Genomic DNA, 17492 nt, shown 5'->3' on the forward strand with positions numbered 1-17492 from the left:
TCTGTTCAGAACTCCAATTAGTGTTGAATGATTGCATCCCAACTGGCTTCAATTGCGGCTTCTATGGCTGCGTCGTCCAGTTGATAAAAACCCAGAGCATGGTGTCGGGCGAGTGCAACGGTCGCCTCAAAACTAAGCCCGGAAAGGATCATGTTGTCGAGTGGCTTAAACACTCCTTGCGCTTTACCTTGATCAAATAGTCGGTCTACCTGATCAAACATTTTACGCTCAAGCTCTAGTGTTATTCTATTGCTTGCATAGGGCAGGGATTGATATTGAACTCTATTGTTCAACGTGTCTACATTTGAGCCAGCTAAACACCAAATGTTAAGCCACATTTTTGTATAACGTTCTTTTAAAGGCATATCGTCGCTCACGCCTGCTTGAACTGCTATCGCAATGCGTTTTGCTACGTTTAACCTTACTTCGTCTAAAAGATGATTCTTATCTGAAAAGTAACGATAGATAGTGCCAGCCGCGACCCCAGCTTCTTTGGCCAACTTTTGCATCGAAAAGCCTTGAAATCCCAACTCAGCAATCAGTTTTTCTGCTGCGCAAAGAATCTGAGCTTTTTTATCTAAAGTTGTATTACCAGACATAGTCCCACTCCTAGTGAATGAACGTTCATTCATTATACGCTCAAAGCTGTACACTTGTGCAATAAAATTATTTCTTTTTATTTGCGATAAATGGAGCCAAGCAACACTGAGCTCTGAATCATGATAAACGTGGTAATCGGTCAGAGTCACCATTATCATAGGCGCCACATTTATCACCCGCTGAGAAATTCTATGAAGCTGAACCCTAGTCAAGATGAAGCCGTAAAGTATGTGTCTGGTCCATGCCTGGTTCTGGCGGGTGCTGGCTCAGGTAAAACTCGCGTTATTACCAATAAAATTGCGTATTTGGTTCAGCAGTGTGGCTACAAAGCTCGGAATATCGCAGCGGTAACCTTCACTAATAAAGCTGCGCGTGAAATGAAGGAGCGTGTAGGTCAGACTCTTGGTAAAGCCGAGTCCAAAGGCTTAATGGTGTCGACTTTCCATACTCTGGGGCTGAACATCATCAAGCGTGAGTACAAGCAACTTGGTTTAAAAGCGGGCTTCTCGCTGTTTGACGATCAAGACCAGTTAGCACTACTCAAAGAGTTAACAGAAAAGCAGCTCGACGGTGATAAAGACCTGTTACGTCAGCTTCTCAGTTCTATCTCGAACTGGAAGAATGACATGTTGACGCCTGAACAGGTTAAAGCGCAGGCAAAAGGTGAACAGCAGCAGTTGTTTGCATTCTGTTTCGATATGTACCAGAAGCAGATGAAAGCGTACAACGCGCTCGATTTTGATGACCTGATTCTGATGCCAGTATTGCTCCTGCGTAATAACGAAGAAGCGCGTCTGCGTTGGCAGAGCCGCATCCGTTACCTATTGGTAGACGAATACCAAGATACCAATACCAGCCAGTACGAGTTGGTAAAACTGATCGTGGGTGAGCGCGGGCGTTTAACCGTGGTGGGGGATGATGACCAGTCTATCTACTCATGGCGTGGTGCGAAGCCACAAAACCTGGTGCTGCTTGGTGAAGATTACCCTAACTTGCGTCTGGTAAAGCTTGAACAAAACTATCGTTCAACCAGCCGTATTCTGCGTGCAGCCAACATACTTATTGCAAACAACCCACACGTATATGAGAAGTCACTCTTCTCTGAGATCCCTGATGGTGAGAAGCTCAAAGTGCTTCTGGCAAAAAATGAAGATCATGAAGCGGAGCGTGTGACGGGTGAGCTTATCGCGCACAAATTCCTCAATCGCACTGAATATCGACATTATGCAATTCTGTACCGTGGTAACCATCAGTCGCGTCTGATTGAAAAGTCGCTGATGCAAAACCGCGTGCCGTACAAAATTTCCGGCGGTACCTCGTTCTTTGCTCGTGCAGAGATCAAAGATATCATGGCGTATCTTCGAGTACTGGTGAACCCGGATGATGACAACGCATTTCTGCGCATTGTAAATACGCCTCGACGCGAAATTGGGCCAGTAACGTTGGAAAAACTGGGCAGTTACGCCAATATGCGTGGCAAAAGCCTGTTTGAGGCCAGTTTTGAGTTAGGACTCGAGCAACACTTAACGGGGCGTGGTCTGGAAAATTTACGCCGATTCACTCAATGGCTGGTCGCTATTGCAGATCAGGCAGAAAGAGGGGACACCGTTACGGCTGTGCGTTCACTGGTCCGTGATATTCACTACGAAGATTGGTTATATGAGACCTCTGCAAGCCCCAAAGCTGCAGAGATGCGCATGAAGAACGTGTCTGATCTATATTCGTGGATCGTGGCCGATTTAGAAGGCGACAATTACGATCAAGAAGAGAAGACGTTAAAAGAGGTGGTTCAGCGTTTAACTTTGCGTGACATGATGGAACGAGGGGAAGAGGACGAAGACAGTGATGCGGTTCAGCTCATGACATTGCATGCATCAAAAGGTCTTGAGTTTCCTTATGTTTATCTGATTGGCTCGGAAGAAGGCATTTTGCCGCATCAAACCAGCATTGATGAAGACAACGTTGAAGAGGAGCGACGTCTGATGTACGTGGGCATCACCCGCGCACAGCGAGAGCTGACTTTTACTATGTGTAAAGAGCGCCGTCAGTTTGGTGAGTTAATCAAGCCGACACAGAGTCGTTTTCTTGATGAGTTGCCTTTCGATGATGTCGAATGGGAAGTGAACAAAAAGCCTGTCTCCCAAGAAGAGAGAATGGCAAAAGGTCAGGCTCATATCGCTAACTTGCGTTCGATGTTTAAGAAGTAATATCAGTTGCAGTAAATATCGTCTTAACTCTTTCAAATACCAAATAAAAAGGCTTGCCAACTGGCAAGCCTTTCTCTTTCAAGCACGTTAAGCAAAGCCGAATTACAGACCTTCAGTCAAGTGGTTAATAGCTGCGAGGATCTCATCGTCAGAACAGTCCATACACGTACCTTTCGCTGGCATCGCGTTGAAGCCTTCAAGTGCGTGCTTGAGCAGTACGTCTTTACCTTGAGCGATACGAGGACCCCATTCGTCAGCGTTACCGATTTTTGGAGCACCGTTAACACCAGATGCGTGACAAGCAATACAAAAAGTACCGTAAACTGTTGCGCCATCACGAGGACCGGTTGGTTCTGCTTTTACAGGCTCAGAGCCTGCCAGATAAACATCACCGACAGGTTTGATGCGTTCTGCGATCGCATCGTATTCACTTTGGCTGATGTCAGAAGCTAAAGCTGCCGTAGAAAACGTTAAGGCAGCGAACAAAACGCTAATCATTTGTCGAGACATATCCATTAAACCCACTTCACATTTCCGAGGTAAGTGACTTACCTATTTATATTGTTAGAGTATTGATACCGATTGAAGAAGACCGATTTAAGTCCTTCAATGGCATAGAATGATTAGACAACTTAGTTGCAGCTGTTAAATCAATGTAAATAATGAGTGATTATATCCCGATCGCTTGTTGCATTAAACAACAAGTTATCGATGACAGGGCTTGAATCACATCAAAAATTCACTTTAAAGGCATATAACTGTCGAAAAAGAGACCAAACGATAAAAAAAGTAAAAAAAATACTAGACGGCATAGTGTGATATCCGTATTATTCCACTCCGCCGATAGGGCATGCGCCCGTAGCTCAGTTGGATAGAGCGTTGGCCTCCGGAGCCAAAGGTCGAAGGTTCGAATCCTTTCGGGCGTACCATTCCCCGGAGGATAAGTCGGTAAAATTCAGTGGTGGCTATAGCTCAGTTGGTAGAGCCCCGGATTGTGATTCCGGTTGTCGCGAGTTCAAGTCTCGTTAGCCACCCCATTCTTTCTTTTTTAGAAAGAACAAGGTAGCATTGCTTCCTGTCTTGATTTAGAGTCGAGATAAAACATAAGTCGGTGAATAGCGCAGTTTGGTAGCGCATCTGGTTTGGGACCAGAGGGTCGGGGGTTCGAATCCCTCTTCACCGACCACTATTAAAGTTTATGGCTTACAGTAAGCGGTAAACATGACAATTTGATGGTGGCTATAGCTCAGTTGGTAGAGCCCCGGATTGTGATTCCGGTTGTCGCGAGTTCAAGTCTCGTTAGCCACCCCATTCTTTCTTTAAAGAATACATGCTCGGTGAATAGCGCAGTTTGGTAGCGCATCTGGTTTGGGACCAGAGGGTCGGGGGTTCGAATCCCTCTTCACCGACCACTATTAGAAAGCCCCGATAGAAATATCGGGGCTTTTTTACGTCTGCAGATTATGGATAGCGCAGTTTGGTAGCGCATCTCGTTCTTTGAAATATAGCGGACTAGAGGGTCGGGGGTTCGCCTGATGTTCAAATTCTGGCTCTTCACCGACCACTATTAAAAAAGCCGCAACAGAAATGTTGCGGCTTTTTTGCGTTTTAAAGGTCCTAGGGGGCTAGGATCCTAGGACCTAGATGTGTTTGCGGTAAGTTCAGTGCTAAACGCAAGCTCCGGTGTTTGTTGCTTTGGAATACTGATTACAGAATACAGCAGTGTTTGACATCCTGATTAGGTGGTTGAAAAATAATCCGTAATCCGTAATCCGTAATCCGTAATCCGTAATCCGTAATCCGTAATCCGTAATCCGTAATCCGTAATCTATTTCTAGGACCTAAAACCTAGGATCCTAGGACCTTTTTTCTAGGCCCTTTCTCTACCGTTCAAGCGTTTTAAGTATCTCTGTTAGCTCTACTGTGTCTCTTACTTCGTAGTCTGGCTCGATATCCGTTGGGTTCGCTGCGCCAGTTGGGTTTACCCAGACAGTTAAAATTTCCATATTATTCGCGCCTGCAATGTCTGCCGCTAATGAATCACCAATATGAAGTGCTTCTTCTGCTTTGACATCAGCTAAGTTCAAAGCCTTCTCAAAGATGCTTGCCGCTGGCTTCTCTTCCGGCTCTTCGCCCCCCACAATAATGTGATCGACCCACTCATGCATTTGTGTTGCCGCCAGTTTTGGATGCTGAGAGAAGATCGGACCGTTAGTGATCACGACCAGTGTGTAGTTCTGGCTAAGTTCAACCAGCATCTCTTTTACACCCGGAAGGAATGAAAAGGCGTTCATTCGGGCAGCATCAAAAAAGTGTTGTGCTTGCTGGGCTTGCTCTGCACTTATCTCGATACCTTGCTCTGCGAGTATGGTTTTGATCAGGCCACAACGGAAGGCATTTTCATCCGGCAATAGGGCTACAAGCTGAGGGAACTCTGCGTTGAGCTTTTTATACACGCCTTGTAAGTAACGTTGTAAAAATTTATTGGGATCAGCCAGTTGTGGATAGGTTTCTTTTATCCAAGCTGCAAACTCTTGTCCTGCGACTTTATCGGCTTGAGAAGTGCCGCATAAAGTCTCGTCCATATCAAAAAAAATCGCTTTAAGCACTGGTGCTCCTATCATTTACAACTGGCTACTGACGTTGAGGCTATCGTCTCACTCAACCTATTATCTCATGCTCATTAGTATCGTAAAGCTCTAAAACCAATCCTCTATAGCGTCAGCTATCCCATTCGAATTAGATTTTAGTGGACTGTTTTCTACGCCAACCGTGATTAGTTTGTCGAACAAATCGAATAAGTGGCGAATATTTGTCCTAGAATAAAACATTGAGCTTTTTTGCTAACTTGCTCACGTTTTCTTTTTTACCTAGCGTTATTGAGTTTTGGCTTTTTATATTTCCCGACTATTTTTAGGTGAAATTTTATGCCTAAGAAATCGATTTCATCCAAGATATTGTTTGCCAAATGTTAATAAATACCTGTGAATAATGTGGTTGTTGATAATAATGGTTTTTTGCATGATTTTAGAGCATTTTCTTGTTTTTATTGGTGCATGGCGCACAAAAATTGGATGATATGAACATGGTTAAATACTTGTTAATGCATTTTTATTCGCCAAATGTGCGTTCAATTAACATTTTTTTGGCGTAATATACTTTCATTGTTGCTTTTTTGTGTGATTTTTGCCAAATTGTGTCCGCATTAAAGTTTCAGAGTATTATTCTGAATTTGAACGGATTCATTCAGGTGATGAATAGCGTCTTTTACAGCGCTGTTCGATACCACAGACAAGGCAGTAGAGGTCTGAAATGTCACTATTAGAAGTGAAAAACCTTCGTATTGAGTATCCATCCCGTCACGGTGTTCACGCCGCCGTGAAATCACTATCGTTTCAAGTCGAACGAGGTGAAATTGTGGGTGTCGTTGGCGAATCAGGGGCGGGTAAATCCACCGTAGGTAACGCTGTAATTGATTTGCTTAGTCCCCCGGGTCGGGTCGCTAGCGGCGAAGTATTCCTGGATGGAGAAAAGATTTCTGGTTTATCTCCGGAAGCGATGCGTAAGGTTCGTGGTTCGAAGATTGGTTTTATCTTTCAGGATCCAATGACCTCTCTTAACCCTTTATTTACGGTTGAGCAGCAGCTGAAAGAGACCATTCATGCCAACATGAAAGTCTCGGATGAAGAGGCTTATAAACGTGCGCTTTCTCTGATGCAGCAAGTAGGTATTCCTCAACCGGAAAACCGTCTTAAACAATATCCTCACCAATTCTCCGGAGGTATGCGTCAGCGTGTGGTTATCGCGATTGCCTTGGCCGGTGAACCCGATCTGATCATAGCCGATGAGCCAACGACGGCGCTGGATGTGTCAATCCAGGACCAAATCCTTAACCTTATCCGTGAATTGTGTATCAAGAACAACGTAGGTTGTATGTTGGTTACGCATGATATGGGTGTGGTTTCAAATGTGACTGACCGTGTGGCGGTTATGTATCGTGGTGATCTTGTTGAGTTTGGCCCAACAGCTAAAGTATTGGGTAACCCAGATCACCCTTATACACGCAGCTTGATCTCAGCAGTTCCACGTTCAGACATGAAGCTTGATCGCTTCCCGCTGGTGAGCTACATCGAAGAAGCGGCAGAAATGGAGCCGCTAGACATTAAAAATCACTGGTTAGGACAAAGCCAGGATCAGCGTGCGTACACAGGTCCACTATTGGATGTGAAAAACGTAAACCTACGTTTCATCACTAAAGACTCTCTGTTTGAAAGTCGCCGTGAGTACGTGCAGGCGTCTAACAATGTGAGCTTCGAAGTTCATGAAGGTGAGACGTTTGGTCTGGTAGGAGAATCAGGCTCAGGTAAATCGACGATCGCTCGAGTGATTGCTGGTCTGTATCAACCTGACTCTGGACAGGTGAAGTTTGAAGGCATCGATCTGACTGCAATGAAGTCAGAAAAAGAGCGTCGCCCAGTGCGTCGTCAAATGCAGATGGTTTTCCAGAACCCTTATACGTCGATGAACCCGCGTATGAAGGTCGCAGATATCATCGCTGAGCCAATTCGCTTCCACAAACTAACCAAAAACGAAGCGGAAACGCGTCAAATTGTGAATGATCTGCTGGAACACGTAGGTCTGGGTAGTATGGCTGGCGTGAAATATCCTCATGAGTTTTCTGGTGGTCAGCGCCAACGTATTTCTATTGCGCGTGCTCTGGCAACGAGGCCCCGCCTTTTGATCTGTGACGAACCGACTTCTGCGTTGGATGTATCGGTACAGGCACAGATCCTCAACTTGCTGAAAGATCTGCAAAGTGAGCTGAACTTGACTATGTTGTTTATCAGCCACGATTTACCGGTAATTCGTCAGATGTGTGACCGAGTAGGTGTGATGCAGATGGGTACGCTACTGGAAGTAGCACCGACAGAACAACTGTTTACTGCTCCTCAGCATGAGTACAGCAAGAAACTGATTTCTCTGATGCCAGAGTTTACTGGACTGAGAGAAGACATCAAATCGGCTTAAACCAAGTTCTCTCTTGGCTGATCTTGAATAAAAACAGACGCAAACACAACAACAAGGGACTTTGATCCCAGCATGAAGGAGTTATGCAAATGAAAACCATGAAAAGCAAATTAGCAGTGGCGCTAATCGCTGCGGGCCTGAGTTTTAACGCGTTAGCGGCAGACATTAAAGTTGGCTACGCTGCTGACCCGGTATCACTTGACCCGCATGAGCAGCTATCTGGCGGTACGCTGCAAATGTCACACATGGTATTTGATCCACTGGTTCGTTTCACTCAGTCAATGGACTTTGAACCTCGCCTGGCAGAAAGCTGGGAGCGTATTAACGATACAACCGTACGTTTCAAACTGCGTGAAGGTGTGAAATTCCATTCTGGTAACACAATGACTGCAGATGACGTTGTATGGACATTCGAGCGTCTGCAAAACTCTCCAGACTTTAAAGCTATCTTCGACCCGTACGAAAAAATCGTCAAAGTTGATGACTACACGATCGATCTTGTGACTAAAGGTCCATACCCACTTGTTCTGCAAACTGCGACCTACATCTTCCCGATGGACAGCAAGTTCTACTCAGGCAAGACCGAAGACGGCAAAGACAAATCTGAGTTAGTGAAGCACGGTAACTCATTTGCATCGACTCACGTTTCAGGTACTGGTCCATTCATCGTGACATCACGTGAGCAGGGCGTAAAAGTAGAATTTGAACGTTTCAAAGATTACTGGGACAAAGAATCAAAAGGTAACGTAGACAAGCTAACGCTTGTGCCGATCAAAGAAGATGCAACTCGTGTAGCAGCACTTCTTTCTGGCGGTGTAGATATGATTCACCCAGTCGCGCCAAACGATCACCAACGTGTGATTGATGCAGAAGGCATCGATCTGGTAACCCTACCTGGTACTCGCGTCATCACGCTACAAATGAACCAAAACAGCAATGAAGCTCTGAAAGATGTTCGTGTTCGTCAGGCGATTGTCTATGCAATCAACAACGAAGGCATCGTACAGAAAATCATGAAAGGCTTTGCAACGGCAGCTGGTCAACAAAGCCCAGAAGGTTACGTTGGTTACAACGACAAACTTGTTCCTCGTTTCGATCTGAAGAAAGCAAAAGAGCTGATGAAAGAAGCGGGTTACGAAAATGGTCTAACGCTAACGATGATTGCGCCAAACAACCGTTACGTGAACGATGCGAAAGTAGCTCAAGCTGCAGCGGCAATGCTGTCTAAGATCGGCATCAAGGTTGATCTGAAGACTATGCCTAAAGCGCAATACTGGCCTGAGTTCGATAAATGTTCGGCAGATATGCTGATGATCGGTTGGCACTCAGATACAGAAGATTCTGCGAACTTCAGTGAGTTCCTAACCATGACTCGTAACGAAGAAACAGGTCGTGGTCAGTACAACTGTGGTCACTACTCAAACCCAGAAATGGACAAAGTAGTAGAAGCGGCTAACGTTGAAACGGACCCTGCGAAACGTGCAGAAATGCTACAAGGTGTAGAAGCAACGCTATACAACGACGCAGCATTCGTACCGCTACATTGGCAAAGTGAAGCGTGGGGCGCGAAGTCTAACGTGAAAGCAGCAGACATCGTGAACCCAATGGTTATGCCTTACTTCGGCGACTTAGTGGTTGAATAATCACATTTTGTAGTGTTTAGGAGGGAATTCGTTCCCTCCTTGATGAGTCCCATATCACGAGAACGTGCATGGGGCTCAATACTCGGCTCAGTTTTATTTCAGTCGGATTGAGTCGGTTAATACCAATCGTAGCAAATAACTGGTCATTTTAGCTTGTTAAAACGCTCGATAACTACGTTACAATTTTTGATTGTAGAATAACTACTTATCGAAAAATTGTGCCTTGTTCTCAAGCATTTTTCCTACGCTATTTCTGATCATTTATTTACTGTGATTGGCATACAGACTGTATTTTCTCTCTGAATACAGAGATCTATGGATAGTTAAGGGGCAAGGAATGTTTTCGTTTCTGGTCAAGCGCCTGTTTCAGGCACTGATAGTGATGTTTGTGATCAGTTTGGTGGCGTTTGCCATTCAGGATAACCTGGGTGACCCGCTGCGCGAGCTTGTAGGTCAGTCGGTTTCGGAGTCGGAGCGTCAAGCGCTGCGTGATGAACTGGGCCTGAACGATCCCTTTATCACAAAGTACACTCGCTTTGTCGGTAATGCAGTGCAAGGTGACTTAGGTACATCATACTTTTTCAAGCGTCCAGCGGTTGAGGTTATTCTTGATAAGCTGGTGGCGACACTGGAGCTCGTGTTTGGCGCGACGCTCATCATCATTGTTTTCTCAATACCACTTGGGGTGTATTCCGCGATTCACCCGAAAAGTTTCTTCACCAAGTTTGTCATGGCAATGAGTAGCGTCGGTATTTCGATTCCGGTCTTCCTGACGGCAATCATGCTGATGTACGTCTTCTCTATTGAACTTGGCTGGCTGCCTTCCTATGGGCGTGGTGAGACGGTGAACCTTCTTGGTTGGGAATCGGGCTTTTTCACCATCGATGGTATCAAGCACCTGATCCTGCCATGTATTGCGCTGGCTTCTATCATGTTGCCGCTGTTTATCCGTCTGGTACGTTCAGAAATGCTGGAAGTGTTGAGCTCTGAGTACATCAAGTTCGCAAAAGCAAAAGGCCTGAACTTACAAAAAATTTATTACCAACATGCATTGAAAAACACCATGCTGCCTGTACTGACAGTTGGTGGTGTGCAAATTGGTACCATGGTGGCCTACACCATTTTGACCGAAACCGTATTCCAATGGCCGGGTACTGGCTTCCTTTTCCTAGAGGCAATTAACCGTGTAGATACACCGCTAATCACTGCCTACGTTATTTTTGTTGGTCTGATCTTCGTGGTAACGAATACCATCGTTGACTTGCTGTATGGCATCATCAACCCAACTGTAAACCTTACTGGAAAAGGAGCTTAATCATGAGCCAATCAAAAGTAGCTGCTGCTCCTTCTGTATGGGAGCGCTTTAAAAACTCGGATTTCTTGTACTACTTCAAGCGCGACAAAGTTGCGATGGCGAGTTTTACAGTATTTTTGATGTTCTTGGTGTTAGCACTGGCTGCGCCAATTCTGGCACCAACCGATCCTTATGACCTGACGTCAATCGACATTATGGACTCCGAGCTACCACCATCGTGGATGGAAGGTGGTGATGAGCGTTTTGCTCTGGGTACGGATGAACAAGGCCGCGACATTTTATCGACGATTCTTTATGGCTCTCGCTTATCACTGACTATCGGTTTTCTGGCCGTGGGTCTACAGCTGGTTCTGGGTATCATCATTGGTCTGTCTGCGGGTTACTTTGGTGGCCGTATCGATAGTTTCTTAATGCGTTTTGCAGATGTTCAGCTTTCGTTCTCAACCATGATGGTTGCCATCATTGTGTCGGCGATTTTCAAAGCGAGTTTTGGTAGTGACTTCTATAGCCAGTACGCTGTAGTGATGCTGGTGGTGATCATCGGTGTGGCAGAATGGCCGCAGTATGCTCGTACTATCCGTGCATCTGTATTGGCAGAGAAGAAAAAAGAATACGTAGAAGCGGCACGCGTGATGGGCTTTAAAGCACCGCGAATCATGTTCCGTCATATTCTGCCGAACTGCCTGTCTCCAATCTTGGTTATCTCAACGGTTCAGGTTGCAAACGCCATCATGTCAGAGGCGGCACTGTCTTTCCTCGGTTTGGGTTTGCCGGTAGACCAGCCTTCTCTGGGTGCACTGATCAGTATTGGCTTTAACTACATCTTCTCAGGCGCGTGGTGGATCACCGCGTTCCCTGGCATCGTGCTAGTAACATTGGTACTGGTTATCAACCTTTTGGGTGACTGGCTACGTGATGTATTTAACCCGAAACTGTACAAAGGTTAAGAAATTAATCATTAAGTGTTGTTCATTCACTTAATTCCTTCCTAAACTAAGAGCCGGACGTATTTCCGGCTCTTTTTTTGCTAGTTATCCCTTGTTCACCGTTTTTTGGCGCTTTGCCGCCATAATGACCTTACCCGCTAGTTTAGAGTGAAGCGTATGGAATTGAAGAAGGCACAACACCCATCTCGACTTATCCAATCAAGCCTCAGCCTAGGTGTACTCTTGGTCTGCGTACAATTTTCTCCTTCTGTTTCGGCAGACGAGTTTCTTTGTCAGGCAACTCAGGCGACCGACAAAGAGTTGCCAAGACTTGAGCAAACCTGTCCCATTGGTAAAGGGGTATGGGGAAAGAAAGTGCCGCAGAGTGGCAGCGATTTCTATTGGATTCAGTGTGGTTTGCTACCCAAGCCAATGTCGCTCGCCAAAGCTAAGCCTATTTATAACAAAATCACCACCGATGTTTGGATGAAGCCAGAGTCGAACGGCTATCGTTGTCTTATTGGTCCATATACTGACCCAGCGAAAGCTGCGACTGATTTACGCGGAGTGAAAACCCTGTCGAGTTATAAAGAAGCTTTTATTCGTGTAGTAGGGCAAGGCAGCTTTAATCCAGTTAAGCACTCCGTAGTCGCGACAAAACCGGTAGTCGCAGCAACATCAGCGGCATCAGTTTCTGCTGAGCGTCCTATTACTGACGCATTCAAATCTCCGGCGGAGAGATCCCAACCAAAGCCTGTGATGGCTAAGCCAGTTGCTGCCAAACCTGCGGTGACGGATAAGCCAAAGAAAATAGCAAAGAGTAATGATGGCATTGTGGTTCGTTTAAAGACCACACTACAGGGTAAAGCTTATGTAGTGCCTTATCTGATTGAGAACCATAACCAGTTTTACATGGAGTATGGCAAACCATGGAATCGTCTTAACTATGCAAATTCCAGACAGATATGCCAGCAGCTAGACATGTCATTGGCAACGCCTCAAGAATTTAAGGCACTTAGAGCCTCAGGTGTGATGGAAAAGAATCAGTGGCCAATCCAGTTACCGTATTGGGGAGCCGGTAAAAATGGTTTGTTTGCCGATCGAGAGCCAAATCAGTTAACGGGCACTTCTCTGTTAAACGTAATGTGTGTGAAGTGATGTTTGCTTATATCGAAAAAAGCCCCGCGTTACGGGGCTTGGTGCTTGGGGGAAGCATGATTATTCGTTATTACCGATACCTGTCCAAGTAATGTTGAACTTGATGGCTTCGATAAATTCGCCCTGACTGTCTTTTACTTTTCCAACAAAACTGTAGACGTCGTTTGTGGTTAACTGTGGTAAATCAAAGTCGATGGCTGCATGAGTGATGTTGTTTTCGTCCTTGTTGTAACACTCAAAACCGCCGGTAGAAGGGTTGACCGAAGCAATACCATCTCCTAATCCTTTGCCTGTGAATTTAATGCTACGGTAAAACTCACTTACATCAGCACAGGTAAAGTCTTGATTATCGAACTCTAGAATCAGGTTAGCGTCCATCGCACCGCTATCACCTATGTTGGCTTTTTCTAGTAGTGATACAGACGCTTTACCAGTAGCATATTGACCCTCAATAGCGGTTGGTAACGTCATCGGGAACATGCGGTTATCTGCAGCATCGTCTGATTTAATCTGGATGCGTGCTTCAGCATCGGCTTTGTTGCTGAATAGCGTATACAGTTCACTCTGTTCCACGCCATCTTTTACATATTTCCATTGCAACAACTTCGCGCCGATTGAAATTTCGCTAGCGTCGCTGATAATGAGCTCTGTTGTTTCTGGTTCGCCATTTTCACCAGTAAAGGTTGCAATTAGCTTGTCACCTTGCACTGTATAGGTACCGCTAGAGAAAGATTCAGCGGCAATTTCACCACACTGAGTAAGGTTGGTTAAGTCTCGGTAGTTACCTAATACCTCGCCATCTTCGAATCGTAGTGAATCACACCAGATACGAGAGTAATTGAACGAGACAGCATCGGTGCCATCACCATGCTCTAGGCGATACCACGTTTTGCCTTCCAGCGGGTGCAATGTTGGTTCAACAGCCGTTCCCTCTGCGATTTTTGGTAGAGCAAGGGTAACTATAGCTTCTTCGGTATTCACTCCATCGTTCGCGTATACATAAATGTGCTCGGCACCTGCATTGGCAATATGAGGCACTGGGCCATCGAATGAAATTGTACCGCTGTCATCCACAAGTACTTGGAAACCCGTGTCCACACCCCCATTTTTGCTCAGAGAAGTTTCCACTTTGTAAGTTAGGACATCTGAGTCAGCATCGGTAAACAGTGCTGAAATATTAAGGGTATCTAGAGGCTGTTCGCCTTTCACCCATTGCCAGCCGTTTACTTCTGCTTGAAGGTCTGCTTTTGTGGCCTCATTAACCGCTGGCGCTGTGTTTGGCGTTTCAATAGTCACTGTCAGGGTTGCAGGGTAAGAGAGCGAGCCTTTCGCATCTTCAGCAAAGATTTGGTAGATAAACTCGCCCGCAGCTGTTGGTGTACCCGTGATCATACCAAGGTTATCAATATCGATACCATTTTTATCACCGCCAATGGCGAGCATGGTGAAAGCCAGAGTATCGTCTTCCGCATCGTTGAAGTAATCGGCGGCATTAATAGCGACGAATGTATCGCCAAGTTGAATGGTGACAGGCTTAAGAGGGGTTGCTACCACAGGGCGGCTGTTCTTATCTATGGTGACGGCACCATCGGTAGGTACGTTAACGACTGGTGCGAAATTATCTATTTCTTCAGGTGTGCTACTGCTAATTATTTCTTGAGCTTTTTCCGCGACGGCATGCGTGATTTCTAGCAGTTTATCAACAGAATGATTTTGGTTATCAACCAGGGTTTCACCAATGACTTTCAGAGCCTTAGCATCGTTTGAGGTTTCTGTACTGGCGATGTAATCACCAAAAATCATCTCGGCGCTTGCTGTTAGCCCCGATTTTGTTACGGCAGTGACAACCTCAGCTGTTGCTGCTTTTTTCGCTTCAACAACATCCAGAGCTGGATCGCTGGTTAGTTGCGTCTTAACCTTCTCTATCACCATGTTGGTCATTGGGTTGACGATCACCTGATCATCTTCGTTTGACGGCGAGGCCAGTACGAAGTCAGACGAGACAATACCACGATCTTTGTCGATAGTTTTGCCAGTGATAGCTTTGATACATACATCCATTCCAGCGTAGTCAGCTTTACTGATGGTTGCTTGGCCATGTGCATTGGTTACTTCATCAGTATTGAACTCACAGCCGTTGCTAAGGTTTCCGTCTTTATCTACCCAGACTTCAGCGTTTTGTAGGTAACCATCAATTGCTGTGATAACCAAGCTGCCTTGAGTTGTGGGTTTGTCGCCGTCGGATGAACCTCCCTCAGACCCCCCACATCCAGTAAGAGCGATTGCCACTGACGCTGCTAGTAAACTAAGTTTTTTCATGTGTTGCTACATCCTTTCATCGAATTAAACTCTTATTACCCAGAGGGAGAAAATCGTTGTGTATGCCCATTTTTGACATAGATGAAGCGAGTTGTATCAGTGATAGTAGCGAGGTTTCAAGGCACGAAAAACAGCGGAAAAACCGTAAAAATTATTTTGTTTTTTTGTCGCTTGTGGGGCTGGAATTGCACAGTGCGACGTTACAAAAGTGAAGCTGGGTGGCTTATTTTCCACTTGTTTTTCATTACGATGTCAAACGGGACTGTAACCAACTGCGAGAAAATTTGAGGTCTTTTTCAATCAAGCTCGCACTGCATTCGAGCAGTTCACTGATTTCTTGGCTATTCATTCCCATTAAATACTTGAGCTTTAAGGCTCTGGACTGCCGTGGGTAACGGATACTGAAGCCGTCGAGGGCTTTATCCATGATGAGCAGTTGTTCGAAGCGATCTTCGTCTTCGTTCATCACTGTGCAATGTTGGCGCTTTTGTGCTTGGTGAGAGCGAGCGTTATCAATGAGGATTTGGCGCATGACTTTGGCAGCCAGCAAAAAGAAATCGCGCTTGGTTGCAATTTCACTTCTCTTGCAGTTGGATATTTTGAGGTAGGCATCGTGGATGAGTGCGGTAGTGCAGTTGACGCTATCGGCTAATACTTTGTTGTCTGTGCCGTACTTTTCTGCGTTTCTATCTCGTTCTTGCCGGGAAATCTTACGCAATTGTAAGTAGGCGAACCGATACAACTCACTTTCGGCTTGTTTATTACCAGATTGCCATTGATGAATAATTTGAGTCACTGCTATGGGGTTTGTCATCGTCTTACATCCTGTTTTCTGCCTTATTGTTCAGTACTGTGTTCGGCCGCACAATTTAAATGACACTTTTGGGGAGGGCTTAGGTGCGTCTCGGATACAGGTGGCATCATCGTCAATAGCATTTTTTGTTTTACTTGTTTGGGGATCTCCGGGTTAGCCAGTATTCGACTTCGTGTTAACTCCATCAGGGTGTGTACAGACATATGTTCGACATTCTGGCCTTTCGCGTGGAAGATAAGGCGAGTGAGCTCGTACATCATGTTTTCTGTCACCTTCTTCTCTTGTTGAAGCTGCATGTTCTTTTGCATCATTGCGCTGCCAAAGAGCACGCCTGAGAGCACAATGATGGCTAACAATACTGATGAGAGTAGTCTTCGCTGAATTAAGCGAAGTGCACTATAAAACGGCCAATGTATCTTCTGCTTGATCGGGCGACATTCGAGGATTCGTTCGATATCTAATCTTAAGGCGGTGACGCTCTGATAGCGCTCCATCATGCTGGATCGCGTGGCGGTTTTTATCACCCAGTAGATATCCGACCAAATTGCGGGAGATGGAAACATTAATGCGAGAATTTTACCCAAAGAGTAAACATCGCTTTGCTCGGTTAGACATTGTCCTGATTGTTGTTCCGGGCTGGAAAAGTGCTGACTGAAAGCGATCAGCACCGATGGCGAGTCCCCTCGGTTGGAGTACGCTTTTTGGGTTAAGTTAAAGTCGAGCAACTTGGGGCGTTGGCTCTGGTCGATAAGAATGTTTTCTGGTTTGAGATCTGCATGTAAAACGTGATGTTGGTGAGCGTGTTCCATCGCTTGGCAAATTTGCTTAAACAGTATTAATTTCTCGTTTGCTTCCAATTCAACTTCGGACAGATACTTATTTAAGGTTTGGCCAAATACTCGCTCCATCACAATGTAAACGGCATTGTCGTGCAAACCGCCATCAAAGACTTTGGCGATATACGGATGGTTTAATCGAGCGAGAAGCTGAGCTTCATCAAATAGATCACGTTGCCCTAGCACGTTGCTCAAATTACTTTGAATAACTTTGATCGCCAGATCTTGTTCGAACGTTTCATCTGCACGCTGTGCGGCATATACAACACCCATTCCACCGCGACCCAACTCATGGGTTAAGCGGTATTTGCTGATAACTTCACCGCTAAGGTCAATGTCTCGATTCGTTGCATGATGAGCACCAAAACAAAGTAATTGCGTCAGGTGTTCTTCTAGTGTTTTATCAGCTAAAAGAGGAATGAGATGTTGATATAGCTTAGGTTGATTTTGTTGCAATGATTTAAGGTATTGCTGCTTTTGAGAGTCGTCCAGATCAAGCAGATGATAATAAATCTGGGTTTCGTTATAACCTAATCGCACGGTGCCTAATGTCTTACTCTTTTGAGTGCGGCATTTTATATAAAAATTGATATTAATATTAATTATTTATTTGGTGTGAATCGCATTATTAACTTTGCAATTTGAT

Annotated in this window: 12 protein-coding genes and 5 tRNA genes; 11 read left to right on the forward strand and 6 right to left on the reverse strand. The window is 45.3% G+C overall.

The window, feature by feature from the left end; translation table 11 throughout:
- Positions 1-17: 17 nt before the first annotated feature.
- Positions 18-599: a TetR/AcrR family transcriptional regulator gene (locus WJM94_RS17905; RefSeq protein ID WP_444495559.1), complete on the reverse strand. Its 582-nt coding sequence runs from the start codon at positions 597-599 to the stop codon at positions 18-20.
- A gap of 192 nt (positions 600-791) precedes the next feature.
- Between WJM94_RS17905 and rep the strand changes: the two genes are divergently transcribed.
- Positions 792-2807, forward strand: a complete 2016-nt coding sequence (gene rep, locus WJM94_RS17910) for a DNA helicase Rep (protein WP_444495560.1) — start codon at positions 792-794, stop codon at positions 2805-2807.
- A gap of 102 nt (positions 2808-2909) precedes the next feature.
- Here rep and WJM94_RS17915 read toward each other — a convergent pair whose 3' ends face one another.
- A complete protein-coding gene (locus WJM94_RS17915; RefSeq protein WP_444495561.1) occupies positions 2910-3323 on the reverse strand; it encodes a c-type cytochrome in 414 nt (137 codons plus the stop codon).
- A gap of 336 nt (positions 3324-3659) precedes the next feature.
- Here WJM94_RS17915 and WJM94_RS17920 point away from each other — a divergent pair.
- The 5 genes from WJM94_RS17920 (at position 3660) to WJM94_RS17940 (ending at position 4219) form a co-directional block, all read left to right on the forward strand.
- A tRNA-Arg gene (locus WJM94_RS17920) sits at positions 3660-3736 on the forward strand.
- Positions 3737-3768: 32 nt separating this feature from the next.
- A tRNA-His gene (locus tag WJM94_RS17925) sits at positions 3769-3844 on the forward strand.
- Positions 3845-3916: 72 nt separating this feature from the next.
- Positions 3917-3993 (forward strand) — tRNA-Pro (locus WJM94_RS17930).
- A 49-nt stretch (positions 3994-4042) separates the two neighbouring features.
- Positions 4043-4118 (forward strand) — tRNA-His (locus WJM94_RS17935).
- Between the two features lie 24 nt (positions 4119-4142).
- Positions 4143-4219, forward strand: a tRNA-Pro gene (locus tag WJM94_RS17940).
- 471 nt (positions 4220-4690) lie between these two features.
- Here the strand turns inward: WJM94_RS17940 and WJM94_RS17945 are convergent.
- On the reverse strand, positions 4691-5416 hold the full coding sequence (locus tag WJM94_RS17945; protein WP_444495562.1) for an HAD family hydrolase: 726 nt from the start codon (positions 5414-5416) through the stop codon (positions 4691-4693).
- A gap of 703 nt (positions 5417-6119) precedes the next feature.
- On the opposite strand from WJM94_RS17945, the gene WJM94_RS17950 reads away from it, so the two are divergent.
- The 5 genes from WJM94_RS17950 to WJM94_RS17970 all read left to right on the forward strand — a co-directional run bounded on the left by WJM94_RS17950 (position 6120) and on the right by WJM94_RS17970 (position 12877).
- Entirely contained in the window at positions 6120-7835 is a 1716-nt protein-coding gene (locus WJM94_RS17950; RefSeq protein ID WP_444495563.1) for an ABC transporter ATP-binding protein, read from the forward strand.
- A gap of 89 nt (positions 7836-7924) precedes the next feature.
- Positions 7925-9478: an ABC transporter substrate-binding protein gene (locus tag WJM94_RS17955; RefSeq protein ID WP_444495564.1), complete on the forward strand. Its 1554-nt coding sequence runs from the start codon at positions 7925-7927 to the stop codon at positions 9476-9478.
- 337 nt (positions 9479-9815) lie between these two features.
- Positions 9816-10793: an ABC transporter permease gene (locus WJM94_RS17960; RefSeq protein WP_444495565.1), complete on the forward strand. Its 978-nt coding sequence runs from the start codon at positions 9816-9818 to the stop codon at positions 10791-10793.
- A 2-nt stretch (positions 10794-10795) separates the two neighbouring features.
- The gene (locus WJM94_RS17965) at positions 10796-11740 is read left to right on the forward strand and encodes an ABC transporter permease (protein WP_444495566.1); all 945 of its coding nucleotides are present in this window, start codon (positions 10796-10798) and stop codon (positions 11738-11740) included.
- 156 nt (positions 11741-11896) lie between these two features.
- Entirely contained in the window at positions 11897-12877 is a 981-nt protein-coding gene (locus WJM94_RS17970) for an SPOR domain-containing protein (RefSeq protein WP_444495567.1), read from the forward strand.
- A gap of 60 nt (positions 12878-12937) precedes the next feature.
- Here the strand turns inward: WJM94_RS17970 and WJM94_RS17975 are convergent, their stop codons facing one another.
- From WJM94_RS17975 to WJM94_RS17985, 3 genes are all read right to left on the reverse strand, one after another.
- Complete coding sequence (locus tag WJM94_RS17975; RefSeq protein ID WP_444495568.1) at positions 12938-15196, reverse strand: hypothetical protein; 2259 nt, start codon at positions 15194-15196, stop codon at positions 12938-12940.
- A 244-nt stretch (positions 15197-15440) separates the two neighbouring features.
- Positions 15441-16010, reverse strand: coding sequence for an ECF-type sigma factor (locus WJM94_RS17980; RefSeq protein WP_444495569.1), 570 nt, complete (start codon positions 16008-16010; stop codon positions 15441-15443).
- 23 nt (positions 16011-16033) lie between these two features.
- The gene (locus WJM94_RS17985) at positions 16034-17386 is read right to left on the reverse strand and encodes a serine/threonine-protein kinase (protein ID WP_444495570.1); all 1353 of its coding nucleotides are present in this window, start codon (positions 17384-17386) and stop codon (positions 16034-16036) included.
- Positions 17387-17492: the final 106 nt, after the last annotated feature.

Origin of the sequence: Vibrio sp. YIC-376, assembly GCF_052353105.1 — a bacterium.
In the GTDB taxonomy this organism is placed as follows: Bacteria; Pseudomonadota; Gammaproteobacteria; order Enterobacterales; family Vibrionaceae; genus Vibrio.